Annotated in this window: 22 protein-coding genes; 15 read left to right on the forward strand and 7 right to left on the reverse strand. The window is 62.7% G+C overall.

The genetic code is table 11. The features are described 5' to 3' along the window. Nucleotides 1-80: 80 nt before the first annotated feature. Together J3P86_RS20280 and dinG are read right to left on the reverse strand one after the other, a co-directional pair. A complete protein-coding gene (locus J3P86_RS20280; RefSeq protein WP_434698725.1) occupies nucleotides 81-1226 on the reverse strand; it encodes a serine hydrolase domain-containing protein in 1146 nt (381 codons plus the stop codon). A 174-nt stretch (nucleotides 1227-1400) separates the two neighbouring features. Continuing rightward, on the reverse strand, nucleotides 1401-3545 hold the full coding sequence (gene dinG, locus J3P86_RS20285; protein WP_434601660.1) for an ATP-dependent DNA helicase DinG: 2145 nt from the start codon (nucleotides 3543-3545) through the stop codon (nucleotides 1401-1403). Between the two features lie 99 nt (nucleotides 3546-3644). Here dinG and J3P86_RS20290 point away from each other — a divergent pair, with 99 nt between their 5' ends. After that, on the forward strand, nucleotides 3645-4109 hold the full coding sequence (locus J3P86_RS20290; protein ID WP_305499219.1) for a CopD family protein: 465 nt from the start codon (nucleotides 3645-3647) through the stop codon (nucleotides 4107-4109). 124 nt (nucleotides 4110-4233) lie between these two features. Here J3P86_RS20290 and J3P86_RS20295 read toward each other — a convergent pair whose 3' ends face one another. The 4 genes from J3P86_RS20295 to J3P86_RS20310 form a co-directional block, all read right to left on the reverse strand. After that, nucleotides 4234-4992, reverse strand: a complete 759-nt coding sequence (locus J3P86_RS20295) for a collagen-like protein (RefSeq protein WP_434698726.1) — start codon at nucleotides 4990-4992, stop codon at nucleotides 4234-4236. After that, entirely contained in the window at nucleotides 4985-5257 is a 273-nt protein-coding gene (locus J3P86_RS20300) for a DUF1145 domain-containing protein (protein WP_434628836.1), read from the reverse strand. The genes J3P86_RS20295 and J3P86_RS20300 overlap by 8 nt, the downstream gene beginning before the upstream one ends. A gap of 145 nt (nucleotides 5258-5402) precedes the next feature. Then, on the reverse strand, nucleotides 5403-6128 hold the full coding sequence (locus J3P86_RS20305) for an OmpA family protein (RefSeq protein ID WP_434696993.1): 726 nt from the start codon (nucleotides 6126-6128) through the stop codon (nucleotides 5403-5405). 90 nt (nucleotides 6129-6218) lie between these two features. Continuing rightward, nucleotides 6219-6920, reverse strand: coding sequence for an OmpA family protein (locus J3P86_RS20310; RefSeq protein WP_305499213.1), 702 nt, complete (start codon nucleotides 6918-6920; stop codon nucleotides 6219-6221). 192 nt (nucleotides 6921-7112) lie between these two features. On the opposite strand from J3P86_RS20310, the gene J3P86_RS20315 reads away from it, so the two are divergent. The 4 genes from J3P86_RS20315 (at nucleotide 7113) to J3P86_RS20330 (ending at nucleotide 8866) form a co-directional block, all read left to right on the forward strand. Continuing rightward, nucleotides 7113-7610: a DUF6231 family protein gene (locus tag J3P86_RS20315; protein WP_434698727.1), complete on the forward strand. Its 498-nt coding sequence runs from the start codon at nucleotides 7113-7115 to the stop codon at nucleotides 7608-7610. Between the two features lie 14 nt (nucleotides 7611-7624). After that, entirely contained in the window at nucleotides 7625-8101 is a 477-nt protein-coding gene (locus J3P86_RS20320) for a YchJ family protein (RefSeq protein ID WP_434700670.1), read from the forward strand. A gap of 70 nt (nucleotides 8102-8171) precedes the next feature. Beyond that, nucleotides 8172-8657 carry an LEA type 2 family protein gene (locus J3P86_RS20325; RefSeq protein WP_434601666.1) on the forward strand — a complete coding sequence of 162 codons (486 nt, stop codon included), beginning with the start codon at nucleotides 8172-8174 and terminating at the stop codon, nucleotides 8655-8657. 5 nt (nucleotides 8658-8662) lie between these two features. After that, nucleotides 8663-8866, forward strand: coding sequence for an SEC-C metal-binding domain-containing protein (locus J3P86_RS20330; RefSeq protein ID WP_003198420.1), 204 nt, complete (start codon nucleotides 8663-8665; stop codon nucleotides 8864-8866). Between the two features lie 139 nt (nucleotides 8867-9005). Here the strand turns inward: J3P86_RS20330 and J3P86_RS20335 are convergent, their stop codons facing one another. After that, complete coding sequence (locus J3P86_RS20335; protein ID WP_434628831.1) at nucleotides 9006-9563, reverse strand: cysteine hydrolase family protein; 558 nt, start codon at nucleotides 9561-9563, stop codon at nucleotides 9006-9008. A gap of 185 nt (nucleotides 9564-9748) precedes the next feature. On the opposite strand from J3P86_RS20335, the gene J3P86_RS20340 reads away from it, so the two are divergent. From J3P86_RS20340 to pdeM, 10 genes are all read left to right on the forward strand, one after another. Continuing rightward, nucleotides 9749-12199, forward strand: a complete 2451-nt coding sequence (locus J3P86_RS20340; protein ID WP_434698728.1) for a penicillin acylase family protein — start codon at nucleotides 9749-9751, stop codon at nucleotides 12197-12199. Between the two features lie 323 nt (nucleotides 12200-12522). Then, a complete protein-coding gene (locus tag J3P86_RS20345; RefSeq protein WP_434698729.1) occupies nucleotides 12523-13554 on the forward strand; it encodes a ligase-associated DNA damage response exonuclease in 1032 nt (343 codons plus the stop codon). Further along, a complete protein-coding gene (locus tag J3P86_RS20350) occupies nucleotides 13551-15239 on the forward strand; it encodes an ATP-dependent DNA ligase (RefSeq protein ID WP_434698730.1) in 1689 nt (562 codons plus the stop codon). Before J3P86_RS20345 ends, J3P86_RS20350 begins: the two co-directional genes overlap by 4 nt. A gap of 341 nt (nucleotides 15240-15580) precedes the next feature. After that, nucleotides 15581-16363, forward strand: a complete 783-nt coding sequence (locus J3P86_RS20355) for a transporter substrate-binding domain-containing protein (protein ID WP_305499201.1) — start codon at nucleotides 15581-15583, stop codon at nucleotides 16361-16363. Between the two features lie 57 nt (nucleotides 16364-16420). Continuing rightward, a complete protein-coding gene (locus tag J3P86_RS20360) occupies nucleotides 16421-17149 on the forward strand; it encodes an ABC transporter permease (protein WP_434572215.1) in 729 nt (242 codons plus the stop codon). After that, nucleotides 17146-17856 carry an ABC transporter permease gene (locus tag J3P86_RS20365; RefSeq protein ID WP_434628821.1) on the forward strand — a complete coding sequence of 237 codons (711 nt, stop codon included), beginning with the start codon at nucleotides 17146-17148 and terminating at the stop codon, nucleotides 17854-17856. Before J3P86_RS20360 ends, J3P86_RS20365 begins: the two co-directional genes overlap by 4 nt. Before the next feature lie 28 nt (nucleotides 17857-17884). Next, the gene (locus tag J3P86_RS20370) at nucleotides 17885-19003 is read left to right on the forward strand and encodes a succinylglutamate desuccinylase/aspartoacylase family protein (RefSeq protein WP_434698731.1); all 1119 of its coding nucleotides are present in this window, start codon (nucleotides 17885-17887) and stop codon (nucleotides 19001-19003) included. Nucleotides 19004-19016: 13 nt separating this feature from the next. After that, complete coding sequence (locus tag J3P86_RS20375) at nucleotides 19017-19781, forward strand: ABC transporter ATP-binding protein (protein ID WP_434572213.1); 765 nt, start codon at nucleotides 19017-19019, stop codon at nucleotides 19779-19781. Nucleotides 19782-20003: 222 nt separating this feature from the next. Next, on the forward strand, nucleotides 20004-22490 hold the full coding sequence (locus J3P86_RS20380) for a ligase-associated DNA damage response DEXH box helicase (protein WP_434628817.1): 2487 nt from the start codon (nucleotides 20004-20006) through the stop codon (nucleotides 22488-22490). Next, nucleotides 22490-23146: a ligase-associated DNA damage response endonuclease PdeM gene (pdeM, locus tag J3P86_RS20385; protein ID WP_434628815.1), complete on the forward strand. Its 657-nt coding sequence runs from the start codon at nucleotides 22490-22492 to the stop codon at nucleotides 23144-23146. Before J3P86_RS20380 ends, pdeM begins: the two co-directional genes overlap by 1 nt. Nucleotides 23147-23173 lie beyond the last annotated feature (27 nt).

A 23173-nucleotide genomic window follows, 5' to 3' on the forward strand; every position in this document is an offset into this window, starting at 1 on the left:
CCATGTTCCGGCCGCATAAACAGACGCTTGGAAACCGCAAAGGAGCCGAGGTTCCTGTATGCATTACCGACAACCACTTTTTACAGACAAGTGGCAAGCACCCGCGCGAGATTCTGCGCGCGCGGGTCCATCAGGACGTAAGGTCCCAATGTGTTGGTCACGAAACCGAACGCAACGTCATGCTCGGGATCGGCAAAACCGATGGAGCCCCCTGCCCCAGGGTGACCAAACACCCGCGGCCCGAGGCCGTAGGTCGCGTTGGGCACATCCGCCTGGTCGAGCATGCAACCCAGGCCGAAACGGGTCTGGGTCAATAAAGTCTTGTCCTCGCCGAAGCTGTGCTGGCGGGTCAGTTCGTCGAGCATTTCGCCTTCCAGCAGGCTGCCGTCGAGCAGACCGGCGTAGAACCCGGCGATGCTCCGGGCATTGCCGTGGCCGTTGGCGGCCGGTTGCTGCATGCGGCGCCACTCGGGTTTGTTGGTGCTGGTCATGATCGATGGCGGGTTGGTGAAGGCCCGGGTGGTCATGGCCGAAGGTTCACGCATCGTCACCTGCAACAGGCGCTGTGCCGCCGCATCTCCGGCGTTGCCTTTGCCACGGGCGATATGCGCCACGCGATGAAATTCCTGGTCCGCCAGGCCGACATGAAAATCCAGCCCCAGCGGTCTGGCGACCCGAGCCACGATGGACTCACCCGGCCCTCGGCCATCGGCCCTGCGCAGCAACTCGCCGATCAACCAGCCGTAGGTGATCGCGGCATAACCGTGGCCCTCGCCAGGCGTCCACCAAGGCGTTTCAGCCGCCAGGGCATCGGTCATGGCCTGCCAGTCATAAAGTGCTTCAGGCGCCATCAACTCTCTCAGCGCCGGTAGTCCGGCCTGATGGCAGAGCAATTGCCGCAGGGTGACGGACTCCTTGCCGGCGGCCGCGAACTCGGGCCAGTAGCGGGCGACCGGCGCATCGAGCTGCAGCTTGCCCTCTGCTACCAGTTGCAAGGCAGTTACGGCGGCGAATGTCTTGGTGCAGGAAAACAGATTGGCGATGGTGTCGCTGTGCCAGGCTTCATGACCATCCTTGTCGGCGGTGCCGGCCCAGATGTCGACGACGGTGCGGCCGCTCACCTGAATGCATAACGCCGCGCCGCGCTCCTGGGAATTGTCGAACAGCGCCGCAAACGCTTCACGCACGACCTCGAACTGAAGCTCGTAATGACCTTGAATTTGCACCCGTAACTCCCTTGGAACAAAAGCTTTTTTGTCAATGGCTGGCATTGTTTCAGCGATTGGGGCTTTTGGGAACCGTGTCTGGACGGCTGGTTGATTTCACCACTGAGGCAGGGAATGAATCTGTGGCGAGGGGATTTATCCCCTCGCCACAACCAACTCCTACGCCTGTTGAAACTAGGAAATCTCCCGCCGAAACGGCGGCAGCGCGTTGAGGATCGCCTTGCCGTAGCGTTGGGTCACCAGCCGGCGATCGAGCAGGGTGATGGTGCCGCGGTCTTCCTCGGTACGCAGCAAGCGGCCACAGGCCTGGACCAGCTTCAGCGAGGCATCCGGCACGGATATCTCCATGAAGGGGTTGCCGCCACGGGCTTCGATCCATTCGGCCAACGCGGCTTCCACCGGATCGTCCGGCACCGAGAATGGAATCTTGGCGATCACCACGTGTTCGCAATAGGCCCCCGGCAAATCGACGCCTTCGGCAAAGCTCGCCAGGCCGAACAGCACGCTGGAATCGCCGCCATCGACCCGGGCCTTGTGCTTGTTCAAGGTTTCCTGCTTCGACAGGTTGCCCTGGATGAACACCTGCTTGCGCCAGTCACGATCGAGGCCGTCGAAGACGTCCTGCATCTGTTTGCGCGAGGAAAACAGCACCAGGGTGCCGCGCGAACCTTCCACCAGCGCAGGCAGCTCGCGAATGATCGCGGCAGTGTGGGCGGCGGCATCGCGCGGATCGGCCTTGAGGTCCGGCACCCGCAGCACGCCGGCGTCGGCATGGTGGAAGGGGCTCGGAACTACGGCGGTCACGGCTTTTTTCGGCAGGCCGGCGCGCATGCGGAAACGGTCGAAAGTGCCCAGCGCCGTCAGCGTGGCGGAGGTTACCAGCGCGCCGTAGGCGACGTTCCACAGGTTGCGCCGCAGCATGTCCGCCGCCAGGATCGGACTGGCATTGACCTCGATGTCGAACAGCGAGCCGCTCTCGGCCAGCGTCAGCCAACGCGCCATCGGCGGATTGTCTTCCGGGTCTTCGGTGGTGAACGCGGTCCACAGCTCCCAGTTGCCCTGGGAGCGGGACAGCAAGCTGCCGAACAATGGATACCACTCCTCGGCCTGGTTGCTGGCGATGCCGATATTGACCTCGCCATCCATGCCTTCCTTGAGCAGATCGGTCAGGCGCGTGAACAGGTCGGTCAGGCGCGCGAAGCCCTTCTTGAGTTCGATGCCCATCTCGCGCATATGCTCGGGGATCACCCCGCCGACAAACCGATGGCGTGGCCGCTCGCGGCCCTCGACATCTTCGCCGGGCTTGAAGTCGGCCACCTGCTCGCAGGCGGTGAACATGAACTGCTGGTTCGTCTTGATCTCCCGCGCCAGCTCCGGCACCTGCTCGATGAACTTGCCCAGGTCGCCGGGCAACGGATGCTGGGCGAGCAGTTTGGTAAGATTCTTGGCAGTGGTTTCCAGCCAGTCGGCGGTTGAGCGCAGCCGGGTGTAATGGGCGAAATGGCCGATGGCCTTGTCCGGCAGGTGATGACCTTCGTCGAACACATAGATCGTGTCGCGCGGGTCCGGCAGCACGGCGCCGCCGCCCAGGGCCAGGTCGGCCAGGACCATATCGTGGTTGGTGACGATCACGTCGACCTTGCCCATGCCTTCGCGAGCCTTGTAGAAAGCGCACTGGCCGAAGTTCGGGCAATGGCGATTGGTGCATTGGCTGTGGTCGGTGGTCAGGCGCGACCAGTCAGCGTCTTCCAGAGCCGTGGACCAGCTGTCACGGTCGCCGTCCCACTTATTGCCGGCGAGCTTTTCGATCATGCTGGTGAACAGCTTCTGGCTGGCCTCGTCGACCTCGATCTTGAAACCTTCTTCCTCGAACAGCTGGGCAGTGGCGGTCTGCGCGTGGCCTTCCTGCAGCAGCATGTCGAGTTTGGACAGGCACATGTAGCGCCCCCGCCCCTTGGCCAACGCGAAACTGAAATTCAGCCCGCTGTTGCGCATCAGGTCGGGAAGGTCCTTGTAGACGATCTGTTCCTGCAGGGCGACGGTGGCCGTGGCGATCACCAGGCGCTTGCCGGCGGCCTTGGCGGTGGGGATCGCCGCCAGGCTGTAGGCCACGGTCTTGCCGGTACCGGTGCCGGCCTCCACCGCGACGACGGCAGGCTCGCCGCTGCGCCGGCCTTCGTCGTCGGTGTCGATGTCACCCAGGACTTTTGCCACTTCGGCAATCATCAGGCGCTGGCCATATCGCGGCTTGAGGCTCTTGGCTTCGAGAAAACGCGAATAGGCGCCCTGGATCGTGGTTTTGAGTTCGGTGCTGATCATGAATGGTCGGGCGCAAAAAACGCTGGATAAATTTTCAGTGGTTCGGATCGGCGGCTATCATACCCCGCTAATTAATCCTGCGCAGAACGGAGTGACCCAATGACACCCTTTGCCCTCGTCTACACCCTGCATTTGCTGGCGGCCCTGGTCTGGGTTGGCGGTATGTTTTTCGCCTGGATGATCCTGCGACCCGCCGCAATCACGGCGCTTGAGGGCCCTGCCCGGCTCAAGTTGTGGGTAGAAGTGTTTCAGCGTTTTTTCGTCTGGGTCTGGGTGGCCGTGGTGCTTTTGCCGATCAGCGGCGTGGGCCTGATCCACATGCGCTTCGCCGGTTTCGAAACCGCGCCGCGTTACGTGCAGGTAATGATGGGATTGTATGTGGTGATGGCGGCGTTGTTCATCCGTATCCAGGGCCTGCAACTGCCAGCATTGCGTAACGCTGTGACGGCGCAGGATTGGCCGACGGGTGCGGCGGTGCTGGGGAAGATTCGCAGGCTGGTGGGGATCAATCTGTTGATCGGTTTGCTGGTGGTGGCGATCGGCGCGGCTCGGCCGATGTTCTGAAACAGTTATCCAACCCTGTGGGAGCGAGCTTGCTCGCGATGGCGTTTTGTCAGTCAGTGGAATATTGACTGATACACCGTCATCGCGAGCAAGCTCGCTCCCACAGGTTCAGGGCAAGTTTTCTTCAGAACCGCTGCACCGTCACCGCACCCGTCGCGCCGGCAGGCCCTGGCTGGCCATCGGCGCCGGGACGGCCGCTCTTGCCGCCGTCGGCAGTGTAGACCAGGCAGCCCTTGGCCTTGCCTCCCGCGCCAGGCTTGCCGCCAGGCCCGGCCGCGCCACCAGCGCCGCCATCTACCATTACCTTGATCTGTTCGTCGGGATAAGCGCGGGGCAATTGCAGCCGAACCAGCGCGCCGGCCGCGCCCGGCTGGCCATCCGCGCCGTTGCTGCCGTCGGCGCCGCGACCGGCCGAACCCCAGGTGCAACCCGGTGCCTGGCCGTTGGCGCCGTCAAGGCCCACGTAACCTGGCGCACCGGTACCGCCACGGGCATCCACCGACAGCAGCGGCGCGTTCAACGCCTCGAAGCGCAAATTGAGGTTACGCCCCGGGCGCGCCGCCTTGGTATAGGTTCCCGGCGCGCCACGGGCGGTGATCTGGCTGCCTTCAGCCAGTTCGGCCTGGGTGACTTTCATCTCCAGCGCCTGTTGTGCCGGTACGATCGCGATCCTTGCCTCCCGCCCCAGGTGCAATTGGCCAATGGACAGCTCAGTGACGTTCGAAGGCACCAGCAGCGTGCCGTAGTCGGCCACGTCCAATCGCTCCAGGGCAAGCGTGCTGGTGGTGTTGGGCAAGCGCATCAACGAGTGGCTTTCCACCTGGACCACTTGAGCGCTGGCCCACGGGCATACGAGTAATGCGAGCAGACACAGTTTACGCATGGGAGGCCTCTGGCGCGGTCGGGAGGGTTTGCAGGTGAAAGATGCCGAACAGCAGCACCCTGAGGCGATCACGGCCAGGAGCGGGACGACCGCGAAACCGAGCCCTGAACAATAGAAGTTCGAGCAGATGGATCGCCAGTAACGACACCCCGGCCAGATTGACCAACAGATGCAGCGGATGGACGAACGGCATGACCAGATTGACCAGCACCACCAGCCAGAACAGCAGGGTCAGCACGCGCCCCAGCCACCAAAACACCTTCATACGCCCCCCGTTCGAGAATTATTCTTTGCGCGCACAGTAACGGCTTGCGCGCAGGATATGCCAGAGGGCCCGGCAAATTTAATCCAGGCCCAGCGGACCGCCTTCCTGGCGATCCGACGGCTCTGGCCCGCTTGGGCGATGATGTTTAACGCTGGATATGCAATTCGACCCGACGGTTCTGGGCCCGCCCCTCATCAGTCTCGTTGTCGGCCACCGGTTGGCTTTCGCCCTTGCCTTCACTCGTGAGTTTTGCCGGGGCCACGCCCTGGGTCAGCAAATACTCCACCACGCTACCGGCCCGACGTTCCGAGAGGCCCTCGTTATACGCCTCGGTACCGACACTGTCGGTGTGGCCCACCACGCGGATACTGGCGACGTTGGCGTGACTCAGTTTTGCCGTCAGCTCATCGAGCTGGCTCCTGGCCGCGGCGGTGAGGTCGGATTTGTCAAAATCGAACAGCACCTTGCCAGCGTCGTTCAGGGTAATGACTTCGCTGGTGGGCATGTCCGGCTCGGCCGGTGGCGTGCTGGCCGGGTATTGCGGCAGCGGGCAGCCGTGATGTTCGACGGGGGTATTGGCCGGTGTATCGGGACAACGGTCGCGACGATCGAATACACCATCGTCGTCTTCGTCGCCGTCCTGGGCGTAACAGATCAAACCACCGCCCAGCAGCCCCAACGCAGCGCCACCGGCGGCCCAGCCACCGCTTTCGATGGCCCCGAGACCACCGCCGACAAGCCCGCCGATCAAGCTGCAGATCGGCCAGGTACGCTGATTGAGCGAGGCACTGCCATCACTGTGAGTGGCGCATCCGGACAGCAGGCTGCTTGCCAGCAGTAGCGGTAAGGCGGCCTTGATTAGAACGTTCATGGTGAATGCTCCTGTGTCACCGGCCCATACCGGTCACACAGGAGTAAAGACCCGCATCCGCGACTGTACAAGCCGCGGAGAACGAGGGGCTCAGCGGTTTATCTTGATTTCGGTGCGACGGTTCATTGCGCGACCATCGGCGGTTTTGTTATCCGCCACCGGTTGGCTTTCCCCGGCGCCGGCCACCGAGACGAAACTGGCGCGAGGCACGCCGCTTTCGACCAGGTATTGAACCACCGAGTTGGCGCGTTTTTCCGACAGTTTCTGGTTATAGGCATCGCTGCCGACGCTGTCGGTGTGCCCGGTCACTCGCAGTTGTGCGGTGGAGGTTTCCTGCTTCAGCCGGGTCGCGATGGTGCTCAGCACTTCTTTGTCCGTCGGCGTGAGGGTGGCCTTGTTGAATTCGAAATGCACGTCGCGGACCACGATCGTTTCTTCCTGGACCATCACGGGCGCTTCAGCCACCGGTGTCGGTGCGGGTGCCGGTGGTGGGCAGCCGTCGGCATCGACCTGCACGCCCTTCGGCGTGCCCGGGCACTTGTCACGACTGTCCGGCACGCCATCGCCGTCCTCGTCGCCATCGCCATGGGCCCAGCACCAGCCTGCCGCCACCGTACCGGCGACCAGTGCGCCCGGGCCGATCCAGGAACTGCTTTCGATGGCGCCCAATCCTGCGCCGACCACACCACCGGTGGCCGCACAGATCGGCCAGTCGGTTTTTTGCAAACCTGCGCAACCAGTCAACACACTGGTTAGCAGAACCAGGGGTAACGCTGTCCGAACTATGCTCATCGGGTTTTCTCCTTGAAGGATCGGCTTCGCGCCGATTCAGGGGAGTAAAGACCCGACTCGGGTTCTGCGCCAGCGTGACGCAACCACAGCTTTGGCCGCCTGTTTACGGCGGATCGCGGCGTTCGAAGACAAACCGCTCTAGGCCCGTGCGTCCACGCGCGCTATCGTGGCGGTTCTGACTGAGGAACTTCGATGACCGTTGCCATTTCTTCGCGCACGCCCCAGCAGGCGCTGGCCGCCGTGCTTGACCGCTATGCCCCGCAAAAGCTGTTGCTGATCGGCGCCGGCAGCTTCCCCGCGCTCGAGGCATTCCAGCAGGCGCATCCCGACACCGAGGTGGTCCATGCTGCCCCCGGCCCCTTGCCGGCGGATCTGGCTGCGCGGCGTTTCGACCTGGCCCTGGCGCTCGATTGCCTGGAGCATTTGCCCAAGCGCGACGGTCTGAACCTGTTGGGCGGTATTCGCAACCTCAACGCCAGCCGGATTGCCGTGCTGGCCGACCTCAACGCCTGCGGCTGGCAGGAAACCGACTTCTTCTCCCTGGCCCTGCAGGCCAGCGAACGCTTTCAGCGCGAAGAACAGGTGCTGACCCTGTTTACCTACGATCTGCTTGAATACAAGCAGGTCCCCGACTGGCTCAACTCACGTTTCTGGGCGAACCCGGAAAACTTTGGAAAATATTGGTGGTAGCTGTGGACACTAGCCTGCATTCAACCATTTGCCCCTGCGGCAGCGGCAACCCGTTGGACGCCTGCTGCGGCCATTATCACGACGGTCATCCGGCGCCCTGCGCCGAAGCCTTGATGCGCTCGCGCTACAGCGCTTATGTGCTGGGCCTGGTGGATTATCTGGTGAGCACCACCCTGCCCGCCCAGCAGGACGGCCTCGACCGCCAGGCCATCAGCGAATGGAGCGCCGGCAGCACCTGGCTGGGCTTGGAGGTGGAGAGCAGCGAGGTATTCGGCGGCCAGCCGGAACATGCCTTCGTCACTTTCACCGCACGCTGGCACGACGGCCAGGGCGAACACAGCCACCGCGAACAATCTTCGTTTGTGCAGAACGGCGGGCGCTGGTACTTCATTGACCCGACCGTGCCGGTCAAGACGGGACGCAACGACAGCTGCCCGTGCGGTAGCGGGCAGAAATTCAAGAAGTGCTGCGCCAGTTACTTCATTCGTTGATTTTCGGAAACGTCCGACGCTCGTCCACCGACCAAGGGGGCTAGACTGGAAACAAACCAGAGGCACGGACATGACCCAGACATCTCGATTGCTGCGCATCACTTGCCTGCTGCTGTTCGTCGGGCTAGGGGCGTGTGCGTCCTGGCGAGGTGAAGAGGCACCCGAACCACAGGTGCATCTGGTCAAGGTGGAGGTGGTGCGGGCCCGGTTGCTGGAGCAGAAGTTCATGTTGCACTTTCGCGTCGACAACCCCGGCGAAGACGACCTCACCGTACGCGGCCTGACCTACCGGATCCACCTGGACGACTTGCTGCTGACCGAAGGAGAACATGAACACTGGTTTACGGTGCGCCCCGGACACAGCGCCTATTTCAAGGTGCCGATCCGCACCAACCTGTGGCCGCAGGTGCGCGAACTGGTGAAAATGCTGAAGAAACCCCGGCAACAGATTCCCTATCGTCTGGAGGGGGAGCTGGAAACCGGTTTATTCATCGCCGACTACGTGCACCTGGAGCGCAATGGCGTGATAATCGCCGCCGATCTAATTGCGGAGTAACCCCGATGACCCAACAACCCCACGTCCATGGCCCTGATTGCAACCACGACCATGATCATCACCACGACCATGATCACGGCCATGTCCACGGCCCGAACTGCGGCCACGCCCACCAGGAACCCGTGCGCAATGCCCTGAAGGACGTCGGTCGCAACGACCCTTGCCCGTGCGGCAATGGCAAGAAATTCAAGAAGTGCCACGGGGCTTGATGGACCAGGCAAAAAAATTTTTCGCCTGCTAGGCCGCCTTCGCGAGCAGGCTCGCTCCCACACTGGTTCTGCGGTGCACCACTTTTCCCTGTGGGAGCGAGCCTGCTCGCGAAGATGCCAGCACATCCATCTCGGTTTATCAGCCCGCCGCCAGAATCCGCTCCACGCTGACCACCGTCGCATACTCCCCATGCAGATTCCCCAGGGACATCGCATGCACCTCGGCAGCCGAACGGGCATAACCGAAGAAGTCGGGCTTGTCGAAGGTGTAACAGGCATCCTCGGCTACCCACGTATCGAATCCCAGGTTGCCCGCCGTGCGCGCGGTGGACTCCACCGAATTGTTCGTGGCCACGCCGACAATCACCAGTTGCCCGATACCCGCACTGCGCAAATCCGCCTCCAGGGTCGTGCCGCAAAACGCATCGGGCATCTGCTTCTGGACCAGCCCTTCCCCAGCCATGGGCCTGAACCGCTCCTGAACCTCCACGCCTGATTGTCCAGGCCAGAAGACTGACGCCTCGGACCGGGACAAATGGTGGACATGGATGATTGGCCGCGCCGACTCTCGCCAGCATCCGAGCAATTCCAGCATGCGCAGCTCCGCCCCGGGATTGTTGCGCGGGCCAAGCCTGGGATGGAGGATGCCTTTCTGCTGATCGATAAGGATCAGCGCCGCGTTTTTCTGTAGCTCCATTCCGGGTCTCTCGGTCGTCGGTTTTTCCCACACTTGAGCACCACCTTCTCTTACAAGCAAGTCTCTGGTGGCCCGGGCTTTCATCGCAAAACATCAAATAACCCCAAAGCCCGCTTGCGCGCCCTTCTCCTGCTCACTAACGTAGCGCCTTTATTGGTGCCACCCCCTCCCGCAGGAGCTTTGCCATGGCCTCGCCAGCCTCGATTTCTTTCTTTCCCAAGCTCGGCGTTGCCGCAGCAGTGGCCAGCCTGCTCGGTTTGAGCGGTTGCCAGGCCTGGAATACCCAGGACACGGTCGCGCCCACCACCGGCGTACAACCGCTCAAGGGGCTGGCGCAGAATGTCTCGGTCCGGCGTAATGCCTTGGGCATGCCGCTGATCGAGAGCAACAGTTTTCATGACGCCCTGTTTGCCCTCGGCTATGTGCATGCCAGCGACCGGATCACGCAGATGGCCACCCTGCGCCTGCTCGCCCAGGGCCGCCTGGCGGAAATGTCCGGCGCCGAACGGCTGGACGTCGACCGCTACATGCGCGCCGTCAACCTGAAGAAAAGCGCAGATGAGCTGTACAAGGCATCTTCGCCACGCCTGAAGCGCTTTTTCGAAGTCTATGCGCGAGGCGTCAACGCCTACCTGTTCCGCTACCGCGACAAGCTGCCGGCGGACTTGGCCGCCACCGGCTACAAACCCGAATACTGGAAACCGGAAGATTCGGCGCTGCTGTTCTGCCTGCTTAACTTCACCCAATCGGCGAACCTGCCGGAAGAAGTCGCCGCCCTGGTGCTGGCCCAGAGCGTAACCAACGATAAACTGGCCTGGCTGAGCCCGTCCTACCCGGACGAGCCATTGCCCTTGACCGAAGCCGAAAAGCTGCAGGGCGTCCGGCTCAATGGGCAGATTCCCGGTTTGAACGAAATCAGCAAGGCCAGCGCCGAGTTGGCCAACCTGAACCTGCTGGGCGCAGCGTCTTCGAGCAACTGGGCCATCGGCCCGCAGCGCAGCCGCAACGGCAAGAGCCTGTTGGCCGGCGACAGCCATGGCCCGCTGGGCGTGCCGTCGCTCTGGAGCCCAGTGCAGATTCGCGCGCCCAAATATCAGGCGGCCGGGCTTTCCGTGGCGGGCATCCCGATGATCCTCGCGGGCTTCAACGGTAACGTCGCGTGGAGCATGACCAGTGTTCTCGGCGACAACCAGGACCTGTACCTGGAAAAGATCCGACGCCAGGGCAACGGGCTGTCCTACGAAGCCAACGGCAAGTGGCAGCAGGCGACCGTGCGCAACGAGACCTACTTCATCAAGGGCCAACGGTCGATCAGAGAAGCGGTGTACGAAACCCGCCACGGTCCGTTGCTCAACAGCGCCCAAGGTCCGGCCATGGCCAACGGTCTGGGCCTGGCCCTGCAATTGCCGAGCTTCACCGACGACAAGACCCTGGACGCGCTCTTCGATCTGTCGCGCGCGCAGAACGTCGAGAAAGCCTCCGACGCGAGCCGGGAGATCCGCGCCCTCGCAGTGAACATGGTGTTCGCCGACGCCCGCAATATCGGCTGGCAGGTCACCGGTCGCTACCCGAACCGCCGCGAGGGCGAAGGCCTGTTGCCGTCGCCGGGCTGGGACAGCCGTTACGATTGGGACGGTTACGCCGATCCGATGCTGCACCCCTACGACCAGGATCCGGCGCAGGGTTGGCTCGGCACCGCCAACCAGCGCGTCATTCCTCATGGCTACGGCATGCAACTGTCCAACTCCTGGGCGGCGCCGGAACGTGGCGAGCGCCTGGCCGAACTGGCCGGCGCAGGCAAGCACGACGCGCGCAGCCTGATCGCCATGCAATACGACCAGACCACGACATTCGCCGCCAAGCTGAAAAAGGTCTTCGAAGCCCCGGGCATGGCCCAGCCACTCAAGCAAGCCATCGAAGCCCTGCCGGTGGCGGACCGCGCCAAGGCACGCGAGGCCTATACCCGGCTGATGGCGTTCGATGGCAGGCTCAGTCCGGTTTCTGCCGACGCAGCGATCTATGAGTTGTTCCTGCAAGAAAGCATGAAGCAGACATTCCTGGATGAACTGGGCCCCGAGGGTAGTCCGGCGTGGAAAGCGCTGGTCGCCAACGGCCAGCTGTCTTATTCGGCCCAGGCCGATCATTTGCTTGGTCGTGAGGACAGTCCGTTCTGGGACGATGTGCGCACGCCGCAAAAAGAAGACAAGGCCGTTATCCTGGCGCGCAGCCTCGCGGCGGCTGTCAGCGCCGGTGACAGTCTGCTGGGCACTGACCACAGCGCCTGGCAGTGGGGCAAGCTGCACCGCCAGGAATGGAAAAACGCCAGCGGCCAGACCGTACGCGGCCCGCTGGCAGCCGGCGGCGATAACAGCACGCTCAATACCGCCGCGTTCGCCTGGGGCCAGGATTTCAACACGACCCTGGCGCCGGCCACGCGCTTTATCGTTGATTTCAGCCAGCCTGAGCCATTGACGATCCAGGGCGGCGCCGGCCAGTCGGGCAACCCGGCCAGCCCGAACTATCTGAACGGCCTGGACCCGTGGCTCAAGGGTCAATATCAAAGCCTGCCCTTGCAACCGCAGAATTTTGACCGGGCGTATGGCAAGACTCGTTTGACCTTGGTTCCCGGTAAATAGGCCGATCTGCCTCTAATGCTATTCACTTAAGGCAATCGACGATCCCGTGGCGAGGGAGCTTGCTCCCGCTGGGCCGCGAAGCGGCCCCAAAAACCTGCCATGTGCGGAGCATCAGGCACACCGCACCCGACGGTTCACGATTGCTTCGCAGCCGAGCGGGAGCAAGCTCCCTCGCCACAAGTGCATCCTTTCTCAAGTGAGCCGCATTACCTGTGGGAGCGAGCTTGCTCGCGATGGCGTCAGCCCACCCCACCAGGAAAACCGATCGAACTTCTCCCCCGATACCCGCCTCTACCGGACAAGCCCATCGCCCCGGTAACCGCATGGATCTGGTCATTGCCCGCCCCGAAGGCCTGTATTGTCCGCAGGGAGATTTCTACATCGACCCATGGCGGCCGGTGGACCGCTCGGTCATCACCCACGCCCACGGCGACCACGCCCGCGGCGGCAACCAGCACTACCTGGCAGCGGCACCCGGCGAAGGCATCCTGCGCTCCCGGCTGGGCCAGGACATCAATCTGCAAACCCTGCCCTACGGCGAACGGCTGCTGCACCATGGCGTGACCTTGAGCTTTCATCCCGCCGGCCATGTGTTGGGTTCTGCCCAGGTGCGGTTGGAATACCAAGGCGAGGTGTGGGTCGCGTCCGGCGATTACAAAGTCGAGCCCGACGGCACCTGCGCACCGTTCGAGCCGGTGAAGTGTCATACGTTCATCACCGAATCCACCTTCGGCCTGCCGATCTATCGCTGGCAGCCCCAGGCGCAGGTGTTCGATGAGATCAACCAGTGGTGGCGCGGGAACATCGCCGCCGGCCGGGCCAGCGTGTTGTTCTGCTATTCCTTTGGCAAGGCCCAGCGAATCCTGCACGGCATCGACGCGAGCCTGGGGCCGATACTCGCCCATGGCGCGGTTGAGCCGCTGAACCGGGTCTATCGCGAAGCCGGTGTGCACCTGCCGCCGACGATTTATGCCGGCGATGTGAAAAAGACTGATCCGATCATGAGCCAGGCACTGGTCATCGCCCCGCCCTCCGCCGGTGGCAGCACCTGGATGCGGCGTTTCGGTGATTACAGCGACGCCTTCGCCAGCGGCTGGATGCGCTTGCGTGGCACCCGTCGGCGACGGGGCGTGGATCGGGGCTTCGTGCTTTCCGATCACGCCGACTGGCCCGGCCTGCTCTGGGCCATCGAACAGACCGGCGCCGAACGGGTCATGGTCACCCATGGATCGGTGGCCGTGCTGGTGCGTCATCTCTGTGAACAAGGCCTCGACGCCCAGGGCTTCACCACGGAATACGGCGATGACGAAGAGGACGTCGCCGTGGCGAGCGACAGCGGCGAGGATGCCTCATGAAAGCTTTTGCCGAGCTGTACGCCGAACTCGACGCCACCACCTCAAGCAACGCCAAGCTCGCGGCCATGCAGGATTACTTCAGCAAGGCGCCAGCCGAGGACGCCGCCTGGGCGGTGTATTTTCTCTCGGGCGGGCGTCCCAGGCAGTTGGTACCGGTGAAAATCCTCCGCGAGCTGGCGGTCCAGGTGTCCGGCCTGTCTCTTTGGCTGTTCGAAGAAAGTTACCAGGCCGTGGGCGACCTGGCCGAAACCATTTCGCTGGTACTGCCCGAATCGCCCCACAGTTCCGATGAAGGCCTGGCGGTGTGGATCGAGGAAAAACTCCTGCCGTTGCGCGGTGAGTCGCCAGAGGTACTGGCGCAGCGGCTTCCGGCGCTGTGGGCAGAACTTGACCGATCCAGCCTGATGCTCTGCATCAAGCTCATCACCGGCAGTTTCCGCGTCGGGGTGTCCAAGCTGTTGGTCACCCGGGCGCTGGCTACGATGGCCGGGCTCGACAGCAAACGGGTGGCCCAACGGCTGGTGGGCTACACCGATCTGTCCCATCGCCCGACCGCGGCCAGTTACCTCAAGCTGATCGCCGGCGAATCTGCCGATGAACATGCCCAGCGCGGCGGCCAGCCTTATCCGTTTTTCCTGGCCCATGCCTTGTCACAACCGATTGAGCAATTCGACACCTTGTTGGGGCCGGCCAGCGACTGGCAGGTGGAGTGGAAATGGGACGGAATCCGCGCCCAGGTGATCAAGCGTGACGGCCATTTGTGGGTCTGGTCCCGTGGCGAGGACTTGGTGACCGAGCGCTTTCCTGAATTGCATTGCCTGGCGCAGGCGTTGCCCGACGGCACGGTGATCGATGGCGAAATCGTGGTCTGGAAAGCCCCGCAGGCGATCACCGAGGATGCCTTTGATCCGGAAGCGCCGCTGCAGCCGGCGGTGCAACCTTTCGCCCTGTTGCAACAGCGCATCGGTCGCAAGACCTTGAGCAAGAAAGTGCTGGAAGACGCTCCCGTGGTGGTGATGGCCTACGACCTGTTGGAATGGCAAGGCGAGGACTGGCGCAGCCGGCCCCAGGCCGAGCGTCGCGATCAACTGGAGGCCCTGATTGCCCGCTGCCACAGTCCGGTGCTGTTGCCGTCGCCCATCGTCACTGGCCAGGATTGGTTCGACCTTGCCCGCCAGCGCGAAGCGTCCCGCAGCCTCGGCGTCGAAGGCATGATGCTCAAGGCGCGCAACGCGCTGTACGGCGTCGGCCGGACCAAGGACATGGGCGTGTGGTGGAAATGGAAGATCGACCCGTTCAGTGTCGACGCGGTGCTGATCTATGCCCAGCGCGGCCATGGCCGGCGCGCCAGCCTCTACAGCGACTACACCTTCGCCGTGTGGGACAACCCGCCCGGCAGCCGAGAACGCACGCTGGTGCCTTTCGCCAAGGCCTATTCAGGGCTGACCGATGCAGAAATGCGCCAGGTCGACAGCATCGTGCGCAAGACCACGGTGGAAAAGTTCGGCCCGGTGAGCAGCGTCACCCCGACCTTGGTTTTCGAGCTGGGCTTCGAAGGCATTGCCTTGTCCAAGCGCCACAAGAGCGGGATCGCGGTACGTTTCCCACGGATGCTGCGCTGGCGCCAGGACAAGACCGTCGAAGAGGCGGACACGCTGGCGACGCTTCAGGATCTTCTCAAGTAAACCCCGCTCTCGTGGCGAGGGAGCTTGCTCCCGCTGGGCGCGAAGCGCCCCCTGATTCTGAAGGACGCACCGCAGAGGGAGGCTGCGCCTCCAGCGGGAGCAAGCTCCCTCGCCACGAAGAGCTAAACCGGACAAACGCACGCTCCATCCCGGTGCGCTTTTTGATGTACGCTCACCCCCGCGCACCATTGCGTTCCGTCTCTCGCCGCCAGTGCTTTTAAAACACTTGTTCGGCACTATGGTTCGGAAATTGCTACCTTTATGCCGTCATACCGTTCAGACCTTCACCGGTAACAATCTTACGCGCCACAAGCGCTCAAATTGGTTTTAGGGACTCAATAATGAAAAAAGCACTGCTGACCCTTTCTGCACTGGCGTTGTGCATGGCCGCCGGCGTCGCCACGGCCAAGGAATACAAGGAACTGCGTTTTGGTGTCGACCCGTCCTACGCCCCGTTCGAATCCAAGGCCGCCGATGGCAGCCTGGTGGGTTTCGACATCGACCTGGGCAATGCGATCTGTGAAGAACTGAAGGTCAAATGCAAATGGGTCGAAAGCGATTTCGACGGAATGATTCCGGGCCTCAAGGCCAATAAATTCGACGGCGTGATCTCCTCCATGACCGTTACCCCGGCCCGTGAAAAGGCTATCGACTTCTCCAGCGAGTTGTTCTCCGGCCCAACGGCCTATGTATTCAAGAAGGGCTCGGGCCTGAGCGCAGACGTTGCCTCGCTCAAGGGCAAGACCGTCGGCTACGAGCAAGGCACCATCCAGGAAGCCTACGCCAAGGCCGTGCTGGACAAGGCCGGCGTCAAGACCCAGGCCTACCAGAACCAGGACCAGGTCTATGCCGACCTGACCTCGGGCCGCCTCGATGCCGCGATCCAGGACATGCTTCAGGCCGAACTGGGCTTCCTGAAATCGCCAAAAGGCGAAGGCTATGAAGTCAGCCAGCCGGTGGACAGCGAACTGCTGCCATCCAAGACCGCCATCGGTATCAAGAAAGGTAACAAAGAGCTGAAGGCACTTTTGGATAAAGGTATCAAAGCGTTACACGACGACGGCAAATACGCCGAGATCCAGAAAAAACACTTTGGCGATCTGAATCTGTACAGCGGCAAATAATGCGCGGCGCCCACCCTGAACCGGGTGGGCGCTTTTTTCCTGCCAAAGGCAATGTCCATGTTCGAACAATTCCTACAAAGTCTGGGGCTCTCGGCCTTCAGCCTGCAGGGCTTTGGCCCGCTGCTGATGCAAGGCACCTGGATGACCATCAAGCTGTCGGCCCTATCCTTGCTGCTTAGCGTCCTGCTCGGGTTGCTCGGCGCCAGCGCCAAATTGTCCAGCGTCAAACTGCTGCGTATTCCGGCCCAGCTCTACACCACGCTGATTCGCGGCGTGCCCGACCTGGTGCTGATGCTGCTGATTTTCTACAGCCTGCAAACCTGGCTGACCTCTTTTACCGATTTCATGGAATGGGAATACATCGAGATCAACCCGTTCGGCGCCGGGGTCATCACCCTAGGCTTCATTTACGGTGCGTACTTCACCGAAACCTTTCGCGGCGCGATCCTTGCGGTGCCTCGCGGTCAGGTCGAAGCGGCCACGGCTTATGGCCTCAAGCGTGGCCAACGTTTCCGTTACGTGGTGTTCCCGCAAATGATGCGCTTTGCCCTGCCGGGGATCGGCAACAACTGGATGGTCATGCTCAAGGCCACCGCCCTGGTGTCGATCATCGGCCTGGCCGACCTGGTCAAGGCCGCCCAGGATGCGGGCAAAAGCACCTACCAGCTGTTTTATTTCCTGGTGCTGGCGGCGCTCATCTATCTGCTGATCACCAGTGCATCCAACTTTATCCTGCGCTGGCTTGAACGCCGCTACGCCGCCGGAGCCCGGGAGGCCGTGCGATGATCGAACTCCTGCAAGAATACTGGCGACCGTTTCTCTACAGCGACGGCGTCCACATCACCGGCCTGGCAATGACCCTGTGGCTGCTCAGCGCCGCGCTGTTGATCGGCTTTGTGGTGTCGATTCCGCTGTCCATTGCCCGGGTTTCGCCCAAGGTCTACGTGCGCTGGCCGGTGCAGTTCTACACCTATCTGTTTCGCGGTACGCCGCTCTATATCCAATTGCTGATCTGCTACACCGGCATCTACAGCATCGAGGCGGTGCGTGCCCAACCCGTGCTCGACAGTTTCTTTCGCGACGCGATGAACTGCACGATCCTGGCGTTCGCGTTGAACACCTGCGCCTACACCACGGAGATCTTTGCCGGGGCGATTCGCAGCATGAACCACGGCGAAGTCGAAGCGGCCAAGGCTTACGGGTTGACCGGCTGGAAGCTCTACACGTACGTGATCATGCCGTCAGCGCTGCGTCGTTCGCTGCCTTACTACAGCAACGAAGTGATATTGATGCTGCATTCGACGACCGTGGCGTTCACCGCTACCGTTCCAGACGTGCTGAAGGTCGCCCGGGACGCCAACTCGGCCACCTTCCTGACGTTCCAGTCGTTCGGGATCGCCGCGTTGATCTACCTGACCGTCACGTTTGCACTGGTGGGCCTCTTCCGTCTCGCCGAACGCCGCTGGCTGGCCTTTCTCGGGCCGACCCACTAAGGCTTCCGTTCCCAGGACATACATGTAAATGCGCCACCAGATTCATGACCTGCTGGCCCCGCTGCCGGGGACCGCACGCAAGATCCACAGCTTCCACTTCGGCCCGGAAAAAGCCGTCGGCAAAATCTACATCCAGTCGTCCCTGCATGCCGATGAACTGCCCGGCATGCTGGTCGCCTGGCACCTCAAGCAGCGCCTGGCCGAACTCGAGGCTTCGGGCCACCTGCGGCACGAAATCGTGCTGGTGCCGGTCGCCAACCCGATCGGCCTCGAACAGGTACTGATGGACGTGCCCCTGGGCCGTTACGAATTGGAGAGCGGGCAGAATTTCAACCGCCGGTTCGTCGACCTGAGCGAAGAGATCGGCAACGAAATCGAAGGCCTGCTGACCGACGACCCGCAGCACAACCTGATGCTGATCCGCACCAGCCTGCGCGACGCCCTGAGTCGGCAGACCGCCAGCACCCAACTGCAATCCCAGCGCCTGGTCCTGCAACGCCTGGCGTGTGATGCCGACATGGTGCTTGACCTGCATTGCGATTTCGAAGCCGTCGCCCATCTCTACACCACGCCCGAGGCCTGGCCGCGGGTCGAGCCGCTGGCGCGCTACATCGGCGCCGAGGCCAGCCTGTTGGCGACCGACTCCGGCGGCCAATCGTTCGACGAATGCTTCACGCTGCTCTGGTGGCAGCTCAAGGAGCGTTTCGGTGAGCGCTTCGAAATTCCCCTGGGCAGCTTTTCGGTAACTGTCGAATTGCGCGGCCAGGGTGACGTCAACCATGGCCTGGCGAGTCTCGACTGCCAAGCCCTGATCGAATACCTGATCCACTTCGGCGCCATCGACGGTGAGCCGGTGCCGTTGCCCGACCTGCCCTACCCGGCCACGCCGCTGGCAGGCGTCGAACCGGTGGCGACACCGGTCGGCGGCCTGCTGGTGTACAGCGCCCTACCCGGTGAGTACCTGGAGGCGGGACAGCTGATCGCCGAAATCATCGACCCGGTCAACGACACCGTCACCCCCGTTCATTGCCGTAATGCCGGGCTGCTGTACGCCCGCTCGCTGCGTCGCATGGCCACCGCCGGCATGGTCATCGCCCATGTCGCCGGGACCGAAGCCTACCGCAGCGGCTACCTACTTTCGCCTTGAGGATGCCTGTTCCATGTACAAACTGACCATCGAAGGCCTGCACAAAAGTTATGGCCACCATGAGGTGCTCAAAGGGGTTTCGCTCAAGGCCAGGACCGGCGACGTGATCAGCCTGATCGGCGCGAGCGGCTCGGGCAAAAGCACCTTCCTGCGCTGCATCAATTTCCTCGAACAACCCAACGACGGCGCCATGAGCCTGGACGGCCAATCGATCCAGATGATCAAGGATCACCACGGCATGCGCGTGGCCGACGCCGACGAGCTGCAACGCATCCGCACGCGCCTGGCCATGGTGTTCCAGCACTTCAACCTGTGGAGCCACATGACCGTGCTGGAAAACATCACCATGGCGCCGCGCCGGGTGCTGGGCGTCAGCAAGCAGGAAGCCGAGGATCGCGCCCGCCGTTATCTCGACAAGGTCGGCCTGCCGGCACGTGTTGCCGAGCAATACCCGGCGTTCCTGTCCGGTGGCCAGCAACAACGCGTAGCGATTGCCCGCGCCTTGGCCATGGAGCCTGAGGTCATGCTGTTTGACGAACCGACCTCGGCCTTGGACCCGGAACTGGTAGGTGAAGTATTAAAAGTGATCCAAGGCCTGGCCGAAGAAGGCCGGACCATGATCATGGTGACCCACGAAATGAGCTTCGCCCGCAAGGTGTCCAATCAGGTGCTGTTTCTGCACCAGGGCCTGGTGGAAGAAGAAGGCGCGCCGGAAGACGTGCTGGGCAGCCCGAAGAGCGAACGGCTCAAGCAGTTCCTCAGTGGCAATCTGAAATAAACCTGATATGGGCGGCAAGCAGCTCTTGTGGCGAGGGGATTTATCCCCGCTGGGCTGAAGCAGCCCCCCAGCCTGCCACCTCGGTATCTCAGACAGGCTCTTTTCAAGCTTTTTGGGGCTGCTTCGCAGCCCAACGGGGATAAATCCCCTCGCCACAGAAATAAACCTTTCATCTCTCGTCGTGGTCTTTGAAGAAGGACTTTCAGGGCGCACACCGCACGCATGGCGACATCCAGCAACTTCGCGAAACAGTGGTTCGATGCCCGCGGCTGGAAGCCGTTCGCCTTTCAAAAGCAGGTATGGGCTGCGGTCAAGCGTGGCGAGTCGGGGCTGTTGCATGCCAATACCGGCGCCGGCAAGACCTACGCCGTCTGGTTTGCCGCACTCAACCGTTTCGCCCGCAGCGTGCCGCCACCAGACAAGCCTCGTAAACGCAAACCGCCGAGCGAACCGCTGACGGTCTTGTGGATAACGCCGATGCGCGCGCTGGCCGCCGACACCGGCAAGGCTCTCGAGGCGCCCCTCGATCCGCTGCAGATTCCCTGGAGCGTAGGCCTGCGCACCGGCGATACCAGCGCCAGCGAACGCGCCCGTCAAGGCCGGCGCCTGCCCACGGCGCTGATCACCACACCCGAAAGCCTGACGCTGATGCTCGCCCGCGCTGATGCGCAAACGGCCGTGTCGACCCTGCGCATGGTCGTGGTAGATGAGTGGCACGAATTGCTCGGCAACAAGCGCGGCGTGCAATTGCAACTGGCCCTGGCTCGCTTGCGCTACTGGCACCCCGACCTGATCGTCTGGGGCGTATCCGCGACCCTGGGCAACCAGGCCCACGCCGAGCAGGTATTGATCCCACAAGGCAGCGGAATTAGTGTGCAGGGCGCCGATGCCAAGGCGTTGCAGGTCGATACGCTGTTGCCGCCAACCCTCGAACGGTTTCCATGGGCGGGGCATATCGGCCTGAAAATGTTGCCCCAGGTGGTCACTGAAATCGACACCAGCAGCAGTTGCCTGGTCTTTACCAATACTCGCGCGCAAGCGGAAATCTGGTACCAGGCCATTCTTGAGGCGCGCCCGGATTGGGCCGGACTGATCGCGTTGCACCATAGTTCTCTGTCCCGCGACACCCGCGACTGGGTGGAACGGGCGTTGAAGGACGGCCAGCTCAAGGCAGTCGTGTGTACGTCCAGCCTCGACCTGGGGGTGGATTTCCTGCCCGTGGAACGCGTGCTACAGATTGGCTCGGCGAAAGGCGTCGCCCGCTTGATGCAACGCGCCGGACGCTCCGGCCATGCGCCGGGGCGGACCTCGCGAATAACCCTGGTGCCAACCCACAGCCTGGAACTGATCGAGGCCGCCGCCGCCCAGGACGCCGTGGCGCAGCGGCGAATCGAGCCGCGAGAATCGCCCCACAAGCCTTTGGATGTATTGGTCCAGCATCTGGTCAGCATGGCCCTGGGTGGCGGTTTTGTTCCAGATGAGCTGTTTGATGAGGTACGCGGCGCCTGGGCCTACCGCGACCTGAACCCGGCCGAGTGGGCCTGGGCGCTGGCTTTCGTGCGCCACGGCGGCCTGTCGCTGACCGCCTACCCTGATTATCGGCGGGTCGAACCGGATGAACAGGGGATCTGGCGCGTGCCTGACGCCCGTCTGGCACGGCGCCACCGCATGAGCATCGGCACCATCGTCAGTGACGCCAGCCTGCAATTGAAATTCTGGAGCAAGGGCGGCGGCGGCAAGACCCTGGGCAGCGTGGAAGAAGGCTTCATCGCACGCTTGCGCCCCGGCGACGGATTCCTGTTCGCCGGGCGGTTGCTGGAGTTGGTCCGGGTCGAGGACATGACCGCTTACGTACGCCGCAGCCAGGCGAAAAAAGCCGCCGTGCCGCGCTGGAATGGCGGACGCATGCCGCTTTCCAGCGAGCTCGCTGCCGCGGTCGTCGCGCGCTTGAGCGAAGCCGCCAAGGGCCGTTTCGACGGACCGGAAATGCAAGCCGTAGAGCCGCTGCTGTCAACGCAGCTACGTTGGTCCGGCCTGCCGACGCAGGGAACGCTGCTGGCCGAAGCGCTCAAATCCCGGGAGGGTTGGCACCTGTTCCTGTATCCGTTCGCCGGGCGCCAGGTACATCTGGGTCTGGCCAGCCTGTTGGCCTGGCGCGTCAGCCAGCGCCAACCGGTGACGTTCTCGATTGCGGTCAATGACTACGGCCTGGAATTGCTCAGCGCCACCGAACTGGATTGGTCAACGCACCTGAACCCGGCGCTGTTGCGCACCGATGGCTTGCTGGCCGACGTTCTCGCCAGCCTGAACGCCGGAGAACTGGCCCTGCGCCGCTTCCGCGAAATCGCCCGGATCGCCGGGCTGGTGTTCGCCGGCTACCCCGGCGCACCGAAGAGCACCCGCCAAGTGCAGGCTTCCAGCGGGTTGTTCTATCAAGTGTTCAAGCAATATGACGCCGATAACCTGCTGCTGGCCCAGGCCGGCGAGGAAGTTTTGCGCGAAGAATTGGATATACGCCGACTGGAGCAGACCTTGGAACGGCTCGATACCTTGAAGCTCGACCTGCATCTCATCAAGCGCCCTACTCCGCTGGGCTTCCCCTTGCTGGTGGAGCGATTTCGCGAAAGCATGAGCTCGGAAAAGCTCGCCGATCGTATCCGGCGCATGGTCAGCGAACTGGAAAAAACCGCTGATCGAGGAAGCGCCTGATGCCCGCGCCGTATCCCGTCAACCTCGCGGGCGAAGAGCTCTGGCTGTTGCCGCAAAAAGCCCTGTACTGGCCGGCCCAGGAAACCCTGATGGTGGCCGATGTGCATTTCGGCAAGGCCGCGGCCTACCGTAGCCTCGGCCAACCGGTGCCCCACGGCACCACGGCGAACAACATCGCCATGCTTGACGAGTTGCTGGCGAGCCTGCCGTGCCGACTGCTGATATTCCTCGGGGACTTCCTGCATGGGCCCGGTTCTCATGCCCCAGGCACTTTGAAGGCCCTTGCCGACTGGCGTGAACGGCATCGCAAACTAGCCATCACGCTGATCCGCGGCAATCACGACAAGCGCGCCGGCGATCCGCCAGCGGCACTCGATATCCGCGTCGTCCCCGAGCCGTTGCTGTTGGGCCCTTTCGCCGTGCAACACGAGCCTACCCCGCATCCAAGTCGACACGTGCTCGCCGGTCACGTACACCCGGTCTACCACCTGAGCGGCAAGGGGCGTCAACGCCTGCGCCTGCCATGTTTCCGCCTCGGTAGCGAGATCAGCCTGCTACCGGCCTTCGGTGCCTTCACGGGAGGCTATCGGGTCGATCAGGACAACGACTGCAAGATCTTCGTGGTGGGCGACAACGAAATATGGCCCGTCAGTTGAAGCGATCGGGCTTCAACTGACGGGCCA

Origin of the sequence: Pseudomonas sp. D1-1, from assembly GCF_051132225.1 — a bacterium.
Classification (GTDB): Bacteria; Pseudomonadota; Gammaproteobacteria; order Pseudomonadales; family Pseudomonadaceae; genus Aquipseudomonas.